Source organism: Nostoc flagelliforme FACHB-838, assembly GCF_014698065.1.
Lineage (GTDB): Bacteria > Cyanobacteriota > Cyanobacteriia > Cyanobacteriales > Nostocaceae > Nostoc > Nostoc flagelliforme_B.
Genome location: NZ_JACJSI010000216.1, coordinates 1 through 9,918 on the forward strand (window position 1 = coordinate 1; position 9,918 = coordinate 9,918).

The following is a 9,918-nucleotide window of genomic DNA, read 5'->3' on the forward strand; positions in this document are numbered from 1 at the left end:
TTCAACAAGTATAGTAGTAGTTAAGGTATCGGGCTGACCGATACCATTACTTAATTGTGCAAGTTTAGAATCATTTTGTGTCCTATTTGTGGACATTTGGTCAGTCACTAACCCAACTTCCCCACCCCAGAATTCTGGTAGCGATGCCTCCGGCAACGTCAAAGACGAACGCTCAACCGCTTCCTGCAAGGGCGATGTACCGGTGGCAGAAATCCCCAGTCTTCAAGGGAACACAACAAGGTAATATCTGCACACGAAAAGCTGTTGTTTCCCTGCCCAGTGGATTTATGTTTGACCAAATTTTGATAACCATTGGTTAACACGCATTCAGCCAAGGGTGTTGTATTGGGTTTGGTTGATTGCGTCTAATCCTTGTATAGTAAAGCTTTAAAGGTTTTTCGTTCTTTTTGCATAAAGTACAAAACTTGAACTGAAGAGTATTACATAGCGAACGAATTATATGTAAAGCAGGGACAAGATTTTAAAAGTCCTTTATTTAATTCCCCCTTAAGAGAAACGCTGCTCTGGCCATGACCCAGGGCAGTTTTTTATATAGGTGGGCAAAATACAGTTTGCATCCACTGCCAACAATCGAATTATACGTGCAGTGCGTTGTTTAGTCGCTGTAAGCGCAATATTGCGGTAGAGTCCGTAAAAGCGTTAGCCTCAAATGTAGCAAGCATAAGCCTTCATCACCAGTAAAACTCCTAGTACAGGGATTTAAGCAATGGCAAAGATTCAGCAGACTTGGCAACGTAAGCTGCGTTTTTATCCTTAAAGGTTGTTTGAAAAGGGTCGGCTTAAGCCTCAAGTGCGACTTAGAGGCGCGATCTCAAATCCCAAAACTCCGATTCTCTCGTGACAGTTTCTCAGTAGCCAGCGTAGTTAAACACACATTTGATGACTTTTTAAACATTCTCTAATACACAAACTAATTTATTAAAAATGGTGTACTTATGAGCAACAATCAATTATCCAACAGATATAACGACAATAGACTGTACACTAGATTAGTTACTACACTCAAGATTCTTCAGGTTGTTGGCTTTTTTATTGTAGCCATTGTTTTCCTTATAATATTTTCAATATTTGGGCGAGCTTTAAGTTTTGGTGGAGGTAATATATTTATTCTCTTGCCTTTAGTTTATTTAATTATCCCCTGTATTATTATATATATTCTGACAGCAGCTTTAATAGCAATAATTGACCTTTTAAGTCGTATAGAAAGGAATACAAGGTCTGAATAATAGCTGATGAATAAAGCTTTTAGACCGACAAGGCGATTAGTGAATCGGTGTTCTAGTTGGCAAATGAAATTTTTGGTTGAGGGACTATGGGAAACATTCTGCATATTGATTCAAGTCCACGGGGCGATCGCTCCAAATCTCGTAAATTAGCCAAGGAGTTTATTGCTGCGTGGCAAGACCGACATCCTGATGATGTGATTAGCTATCGTGATTTAAGGCAAACGCCAGTTCCTCACGTCACCGAAGATTGGATTGTGGCTTGTTTTACTCCACCAGAAGCAGTGACTTCAGAAATGACTGAAGTGCTGAAGTTTTCCGATGAGTTGGTGGATGAGTTTTTAGCGGCTGATCGGTGTGTGTTCAGCGTGCCGATGTACAACTTCAGCATTCCGTCCAACTTCAAAGGATACATTGATCAAGTGATTCGTGTGGGTCGCACATTCACGGAGGAGGATGGTCAAGTCAAAGGACTTGCAAACGGTAAAAAAGTGTTGTTCATTACATCACGAGGCGTTGAATATGGAGCAGGTTCTCCTTATGAAGGATGGGATTGTCAGGAACCTGCACTCCGGTATGCTTTTCAATTCATGGGTGTGACTGATATTCAGTTCATTCATGCCAATGGTTTAGATATGGGAGACGAGGCACGGAAACGAGGGTTAGACGAAGCACAATCTGAAATTCAAGAATTAGTTAATAGTTGGTAGTGCCAGCCAGCTAATAAGTTGATGAAGCGGACGGGCGAGATATCTTGGCGGTGATTTTGAGCTTGTCTACGCCGCTTATTTAGATCGCTTCTTGCCGCCCCCGCCTCCGAAACTGCCCTTACCACAACTGCGCTTCCACAGCTTACGATTGCTCACCTTGAGGTGATGGTGCATTCATGCTGAAGGGCAAATGTGTCCAATTTGTTCCCAAAATATGACTAGAACAACGATTAGTGATCAAAATCATGGCGAAAAATCAAGTTTCGGGCAGGAGTCGGGGCAAAATGAGGCTTTGATTTTTTAAGCATTTGTTAGCTTCCAGTAAACCTGACCATTGTTTTGAATTGCTATGCTTGGCAACAGTATTGGAATAGATGGATTTTATACTTTTGTAAACCGAGGACATCATAATAACCATATATTAAGCTGTTGATAAAGGAACACACTAATCTAGAACAGCTAAAAAACTTTAGCTGTTCTAATTTTTATGATGTGGCTAAAAATCTCAAAAACATGAGTTAGCAGCACTATCTAGCTAAAGTAATTTTTGAATATCACAATAGGCACGGTAGAATCCGCCACTAATAGTCTGCCAACCCAAAATGCGCTTTTTCTTCAGGCTGGGGTTAAAAAGTGATTGCCCTCATGCAATCCTTCATGCGATCACTGTAAGCAAGATTTGCAGTACTTGTACAGAGGTATAAATAGTTATCAAAGTATAAACTGAAGGCTGCTAAAAGATGACCATAGTAATTATATATACTCTATTGATGTGAATAACTCGGTAGAGTATTTTTGTGAAAGTGCGCCTAACGTAAGCGATCAATTGATATAATTGGTTCCTTTTCCCCTTTCCCCTCTTTTGATTGAAATTGTATGAGTACACAGCATCAGCCAGAAAATGAACACACTCCTGACGAGCGTTCGCGAACTGTGCCGCAGGTATTGCTACAACAGTTAGCATTGTTCATTTTAACCGGAATTGCCGCTTTGGTTGCAAAGGGTGCATATTATCAAAATCAAGAAGCACAGGCAGGTACAAGAATAGAACGAATTGGAGTTACAGCTTTACAAAACTTTCAATTTCTTGAAATTGAAGCATTATTAGCCATGCAAGCTGGACAAGAATTACAAGAAATAGTAAAAGATGGTTGTCCATTAAAAAAATATCCAGCAGCAAGTTCAGAGATAACTTTACAAACAATTCTTGACAATATTCACGAACAGAATCAGCTCATTGGGCATAAAAGTTCTGTTAATAGCGCCAGTTTTAGTCCAGATGGAAAACGCATTGTTACGGCAAGTGATGACAATACAGCCAAAGTGTGGGAAACAACAGGTAAACTAATTGTAGAGCTCACTAGGCGTACTGGTTCTGTTAGAAGCGCCAGTTTTAGTCCTGATGGAGAACGTATTGTCACTGCATCTGGTGACAAGATAGCGAGGATCTGGGACATAACAGGTAAACTAATTGCAGAACTCATTGGGCATAATGGTTCTGTTGTTAGCGCCAGTTTTAGTTCAGATGGAAAACGCATTGTCACGGCTAGTTCTGACAATACAGCGAGAGTGTGGGACACAACAGGTAAACTAATTGCAGAACTCATTGGGCATAAAAGTTCTGTTAAAAGCGCCAGTTTTAGTCCAGATGGAAAACACATTGTCACGGCTAATTTTGACAATACCGCGAGGGTGTGGAACATAACAGGTAAACTGATTGCAGAACTCATTGGGCATACCGATAGAGTTAATAGCGCCAGTTTTAGTTCGGATGGAAAACACATTGTCACGACTAGTTCTGACAATACGGCGAGGGTGTGGCAAATTGACGATTTAGAGGTTTTGTTATCTCGTGGTTGCCAATGACTGAATGATTAAGTTACCAACCAAAGGATTTAAAAAACTTAAAGATATACCAAAATAAATCTACTTTGATCTCAACAGTACTCTTTCTTAGTCCTGTTTTGCCAATCTGAGAGAAGCTAATCCCTGTAAGCCCTCCGCAGTTTTAGTTTTCAGATTTTGGCTATAAATTTTAGTTACTGTTAGAAAATAAAGGTTCAAAGCTTGGCTCAATCAAAGTTTCAGAATCTTGCTTCGATTATTGTTTTCCGAAAGTGACAAAATAGGGTTAATATTTTGTTCCTAAAAACTGGTAGATTGCGGGGAGTTTGCATATTAAGTAGTAAGTTATTGTGCTTAAAACAATCGTGTCCTGCTGCCTTTGCCTGATATAGCGCTTTATCCACTGCTGTAATAATTTGTTCAATGTTAAAAATTCCGAATTATGCTTGCAATACAAAATTTGATGCCGTCAGGGTTGGCGCACCAGTTAGAGTTGCAAATAGACTACTACTGCTAAAACCAGCCGTGCTGCCGTGAGGGTTGTAGAACAACTGTCCACTCACAGAATCGTAGACAACCTTTGCCGTGCTAGTCGCGGCTAAAGAATTTATTTTAAAATCATTAACGTTACTAAAACCTGTTCCTGGAGTAGAAGTAATTGCGTTAAAGGTAGTCTTATCTAAGATTATCTTGTCACCTTGGGAGTGGTTAAAGTCAGCGATGGCATCTACACCAATAGCAGAACTAGCAAAGGCAGTATTGGTATTGTAAAGGAACTTGTCAGCACCCGCACCACCGACAAGGGTATCATTATCAGCACCGCCGATGAGAATATCATTGCCAGCGCCACCTCGTAGCAAGTCGTTGCCACTCAAGCCATTGATTTTGTCATTACCAGCTTTTTCGTTGATGATGTTATTGTTAGGCGTGCCGATAAGAATATCTGTACCCAGAGTTCCGGTAATGAATTTATCAACAAAACTTAAGGTAGTGGTTGCTACTGCACTGGTGTTACTGAAAGCTTGTCCGTCATTAACAACAAACTCAATTACTCGGTTAGTAGTGTTAACAGAAGCAGCTGTATTGTTGTAAGTAAGGCTATTAAGGACTTTTCGGTAATTGGCAATGGTATCCGTGCCGTTGAGGGTGAGAGTGCCTGTGGTGGCATTATAAGTAGCAGTTATATTACCAATAGCAGTGGCATTGAGACTTTCGGCTGTGCCATTCAAGAGATTGGTGATGGTGATGGTAGCGCCAGCTAAGGTAGTGTTATTGTCGCTGAGGGTGAAGTTGCGATTAAGGATGGAGACGGAAGTGCTGCTAAAAGTAGTGCTAAAATCAACTCCTGAAGAGTTGCCGTTGAGGTCAAGAATAGGGGCGCGGTTGCCAAACAACGCGTAACTCTGCCCTGAGGAGTCGGAGGCTTGGTTTGCTCCGATAATCAGGTCGTCAAGACCGTCACCGTTGATGTCTCCTGCACTGCTGACAGACCGGCCTGAGAAGTCAACTTCGTTGATGCCGTTGATGACAAAACCATTACTGCCATTGAGGGTGGAGAGGTCAAAACTGGCATCAAAACTTCTCTTGTTACCAAACACTACGTAGCTCTGCCCTGAGTTGAAGATACCGTTGGAGTCAGCATAGGGCGTCCCAATGATTAGGTCGTCAAAACCGTCGCCATTGATGTCTCCTGCACTGCTGACAGAGTTACCTGAGTAGTCAAATTCACTGATGCCATTGATGGCAAAACCATTAGTACCGTTGAGGGTAGAGAGGTCAAAGCTGGCACCAAAACTTTCCCTGCTACCAAACACTACGTAGCTCTGCCCTTCTGCGATGTTAGAAGCACGAGATGCCCCGATAATCAAGTCGTCAAGACCATCACCGTTGATGTCTCCCGCACTGCTGACAGACTTGCCTGATTCGTCAAATTCCTTAATGCCATTGATGGCAAAGCCATTAGTGCCGTTGAGAGTGGAGAGGTCAAAGTTGGCAGCAAAACCTCCCTTGCTCCCAAACACCACGTAGCTCTGCCCTGACCTATTACTGACACCAAGTGCCCCGATAATTAGGTCGTCAAGACCGTCACCGTTGATGTCTCCTACGCTGCTGACAGAAAAACCTAAGTAGTCACGTGAATTGATGCCGTTGATGGTAAAGCCATTAGTACCATTGAGGGTGGAGAGGTCAAAGCTGGCACCAAAATTCTTCTTGCTGCCAAACACTATGTAGCTCTGCCCTGACAAAAAGCCGTTGGGGGAGGCATTCTGTGCGCCAATAATCAGGTCGTCAAGACCGTCACCGTTGATATCTCCTGTACTGCTGACAGACCTGCCTGACTGGTCATCTGTATTAATGCCGTTGATGGCAAAGCCATTAGTACCGTTGAGGGTGGAGAGATCAAAGCTAGCATCAAAATCTTTTTTGCTGCCAAACACTACGTAGCTTTGCCCTGAAGCATCGCCGTTGGGGTCGGCAAAGTATGCCCCGATAATTAGGTCGTCGATACCATCGCCGTTGATGTCTCCTGCACTGCTCACAGAGAAACCTGAGTTGTCATTTCCATTGATGCCATTGATGACAAAGCCATTAGTACCATTGAGAGTAGAAAGGTCAAAGATGGCATCAAAACTCCCTTGGCTCCCAAACACCACGTAGCTTTTCCCTGCTACTATGCCGTTGAAGTTGGGATTAGGTGCTCCGATAATCAAGTCGTCAAGACCGTCGCTGTTGATGTCTCCCGCACTGCTGACAGACCTGCCTAAGAAGATACTATTGATACTGTTGATGGTAAAACCGTTAGTGCCATTGAGGTCAGATAAATTAAAAACTGAATTTGCCATGAGTTTGTCCTTTTGTTTCTACAACTAAAAATTTAAACAATTTCAGAAGAAGTTAAAATAGCTGTTGACAGTGAACGGTCTACACAATGAAATTTAAAACTTTTATGTGGAACAGCCTTAGTGGTGCAGAAAAGTTCTGAATGCTTGATATATGGAGAATTTTATTGGTATCACTGTTGGTTAAATTGTGACGTGGTTGACTCAGTAGCACTACAAGTGTAAGATTTTTTAATAAGTATATCAGTAGTAGTTAAGGTATTGGTCTAACCGATACCATTACTTAATTGTGTAAGTCTAGAATCATTTTGTGATCCAATTGTGGACATTTGATTAGCTGTTGCAACTTCCCCACCCCACAATTCTGGTAGCCATCGCCTGATCGCCTTCCGCCCGACGATATACCTGTGGCAGAAATCCCTGATTTTTAAGGGAACACAACAAGGTAATATCTGCGCTGGCCTGCTGCTGTTTCCGTACCCAAAGCTCAATCAACTGCTGCCGCTCCTGAAGAACCAGCAGAAACCAACGCTCGGACTCTTTTTTCAGCTTCGGCATCTTGGGTAGAGGCTTTCCCCCACTTGAGCAGTTCTGGAGTTGGCGCGAATAGTGGAAGGTGTTTGCCTTTCCAATTTTTGAGAGGTACAGCTGAGATTGAAACAGCCTCGCCTTGGATTTCGCCACGGTAAAATGGGGCGTAGACTGTCATAATCGCACCCGCTCCAAGTCATAATCAGCCACCCGTGCGATGGAATCTTTAGAGGTAAAAACCTCGTCACCCTTTTCAGAGATGCTGGGAGACATCCATTCCACACTGTAAAACCACGCATCGTTGATTAGTTGAATTCCCTGGACAATACGAATCGGAGGCCCATCACCGTGAAACCGAAACTCAACTAACTCACCAAGTCGGAACACAGGTTTAGCGATGCCTGCGGCAACCTGACGGAACGCTTCCAATTGCAAATTACCCGTACCAATAAGTTCACTTCCCAAAGCAGTAATATTGGTATTACAAACGAAGATTTCGTATTTCCAGCCATGTTCTGACCACTCCACACCAGTGCAAGAACCAAGAGCTTTGGCAGATTTAATATAGACTCGTTCTAACAGGCTGACTAGCACGGGCGGGATTTGTTGACCCCAAGGTGGAGAGGTGTACCAGCACTGTTCTAAGTTTTGGACAAGGTTAGTCATACAGTCGCTCCTAATAATTTACTCTGTGCAGATATAAATAGTTGTGTTGCGAAACTGGGAGGGACAGAATAGCCGATAATCGACCCAGCCGTAGCAGTCTCGTTGGGGAATTCGTACCAGATGGGAAACCCTTGTAAAATTGCAGTCCCTTCAATAGACAAAGATTTAACTATCCCATCCGGCAACCAGATATCAGCGAATTTGCTTCGGTTGCAACCTTTGTGATCTGTAAAATGCGATCGCAGAATGGTATTGCAGGGTAGATGCCCAGGCTTATACTTCATTCCGTTGCGCCCTCCAACCCTCTCTAGTAGCAATGGCGTTGGTTCGTTAGCTATCAGAAATTGTTCTACCGCTTGCCATTGTTTGGGGAGTAGTTGGGAATCAGTCATGCTGGGGATGAGATGGGCGATCGCCTCGTACCATCCACAAGATTTAGCTCCCGTAGGTAGCGCAACATGAAGACCCTTGTTTGCAATCAAGACCAACCGCCGCCGCGCCTGGGGCAGTCCGAATTTGCCCATTTTGACCACGCTGTAAGTAACCGAGTACCCCTCTTGTTCCAAAGCATCCAAGATGATGGCAAAACTCTGACTGTTCTGATAACGCGGCACATTCTCCAGCGTAAACACCCGTGGCTGCAACTGTCGGATGGCTTCTGCAACTGCGATCGCTGCACTAAGATCGTCAGCCGTTTCAATACCCTTACCCGCTTTGGCTGTGTGAGCTTGGCTGAAGTTGGCACACACCGGAGAGGCATGGAGGTAATCGGGGCGGCGGGGAAAACCTATGAATCCTGACTGTGCTACTTCTTGCACTGTTAGCTGGATTATTCTACAGCCATACTCGCTAAAATTGTGGTGATGGGTTTTGGCGATCGCTTTGCTCAAGTCTGGTTTGCTTGGGTCAAACTCCACTGCAATAACTGGACGAATCCCGGCTTCAACCATCCCCGTTTCAATCCCGCCGCCACCCGCGAAAAGTACTACAGCGATCGGTGCATCATCTGGTAGTGTGGGTTTTATTTTTGTGTTATCAAAATTATTGCAGATATCTAGTTTTGGTGATGTCTTTTTGGATTTCGCTCTTTTGATAAAGGCGATAATATCTTCCCTAGTTGCCCTCTGTTGTTGCAGTGTCCGAATCATAGCGCTTTCATATATCGACCTCTAAAACTTAAAAAAAGTTCATCGCATCAAATTATCTCGCCAAGTTCAAAAATTTCGATGTGGATAAATCGCACAACATGGTCGCAGTGCCGAGCTTACCGTAAAGGCGGTTTTTCTCAACAATCAACTCAATAGTGCGATCGCTGCTGTCATTGCTGTACACGGAGTTGCGGTAAAGCATGATTAACTGGTCACAAACCTCAAAGATTTCACCAGAATTACGTAACAGATGACGATTGGGGCGTTTATCAGCCGTAGTTTGATTGCCCCGATTGATTTGACAGCCCAAGAAAACAGGGATTTTGTGAGACTTGGCAATGTCCCGAATCTGGCGGGTAATTTTGCCAACTTCAAAGGCCATATTCCCCCCAGATTCCAGAGGGATCTGCTGCAAGTAGTCAATGAATACAGCACCAATAGAACCACCAAATTCGGCAATGGCACGGCGCACCGCACTTGCAATCATTGCGGTCGTAGGGGAGGAATGCTCATAGACTTTCCAAGGCAATTCCACCATCTGCCCTATACCCTGTGCTATTTGCTCCCAGCAGCACTGAGTATTGGTTTGAATCATGGAAGCGTCTACGCCTGTGATTCGGGCTAGCATTCGGGCATTGAGTTGATTCTTATCCATTTCTGGAGTTACATACAGAACTGGTTTTCCAAGTTTGGTCATGATTTCGTAAGCGTAAGAAATCATAAAGTGAGTTTTCCCCATGTGGGATTCAGCAGCCACTACAACTAAGCTGCTAGGATAAATGCCACCGGTGATATTTTCGATGTCATACCAGCCAACTTTATCGCCTGCCATACTTCCCATCTCCAGCTTTTGGAACAGTTCAATGCCCATGTCTTGTGCTGAGAAAACCTTGCAACGTTCATCGCTTTGATTTTGGGTTACAGTGAAAACTTT

Annotated in this window: 9 protein-coding genes; 2 read left to right on the top strand and 7 right to left on the bottom strand. The window is 43.5% G+C overall.

What is annotated here, in order from left to right; genetic code table 11:
- On the bottom strand, positions 1-189 hold a 189-nt coding region (locus tag H6G97_RS51960), incomplete at its 3' end, for a hypothetical protein (protein WP_206759146.1).
- 1,144 nt (positions 190-1,333) lie between these two features.
- Between H6G97_RS51960 and H6G97_RS37815 the strand changes: the two genes are divergently transcribed.
- Together H6G97_RS37815 and H6G97_RS37820 are read left to right on the top strand one after the other, a co-directional pair.
- Positions 1,334-1,954, top strand: coding sequence for an FMN-dependent NADH-azoreductase (locus tag H6G97_RS37815; RefSeq protein ID WP_190945831.1), 621 nt, complete (start codon positions 1,334-1,336; stop codon positions 1,952-1,954).
- 876 nt (positions 1,955-2,830) lie between these two features.
- The gene (locus tag H6G97_RS37820; protein WP_242055831.1) at positions 2,831-3,820 is read left to right on the top strand and encodes a WD40 repeat domain-containing protein; all 990 of its coding nucleotides are present in this window, start codon (positions 2,831-2,833) and stop codon (positions 3,818-3,820) included.
- Between the two features lie 419 nt (positions 3,821-4,239).
- Here the strand turns inward: H6G97_RS37820 and H6G97_RS37825 are convergent, their stop codons facing one another.
- From H6G97_RS37825 to H6G97_RS37850, 6 genes are all read right to left on the bottom strand, one after another.
- The gene (locus H6G97_RS37825; RefSeq protein ID WP_190945832.1) at positions 4,240-6,642 is read right to left on the bottom strand and encodes an FG-GAP repeat protein; all 2,403 of its coding nucleotides are present in this window, start codon (positions 6,640-6,642) and stop codon (positions 4,240-4,242) included.
- A gap of 330 nt (positions 6,643-6,972) precedes the next feature.
- Positions 6,973-7,134: a hypothetical protein gene (locus tag H6G97_RS37830; RefSeq protein ID WP_190945833.1), complete on the bottom strand. Its 162-nt coding sequence runs from the start codon at positions 7,132-7,134 to the stop codon at positions 6,973-6,975.
- Positions 7,127-7,348, bottom strand: coding sequence for a hypothetical protein (locus H6G97_RS37835; RefSeq protein ID WP_190945834.1), 222 nt, complete (start codon positions 7,346-7,348; stop codon positions 7,127-7,129). Before H6G97_RS37835 ends, H6G97_RS37830 begins: the two co-directional genes overlap by 8 nt.
- Positions 7,345-7,836, bottom strand: a complete 492-nt coding sequence (locus H6G97_RS37840; RefSeq protein ID WP_190945835.1) for a DUF1392 family protein — start codon at positions 7,834-7,836, stop codon at positions 7,345-7,347. Before H6G97_RS37840 ends, H6G97_RS37835 begins: the two co-directional genes overlap by 4 nt.
- Positions 7,833-8,984, bottom strand: coding sequence for a DNA cytosine methyltransferase (locus tag H6G97_RS37845; RefSeq protein WP_190945836.1), 1,152 nt, complete (start codon positions 8,982-8,984; stop codon positions 7,833-7,835). The genes H6G97_RS37840 and H6G97_RS37845 overlap by 4 nt, the downstream gene beginning before the upstream one ends.
- A gap of 52 nt (positions 8,985-9,036) precedes the next feature.
- On the bottom strand, positions 9,037-9,918 hold an 882-nt coding region (locus H6G97_RS37850), incomplete at its 5' end, for a replicative DNA helicase (RefSeq protein ID WP_190945837.1).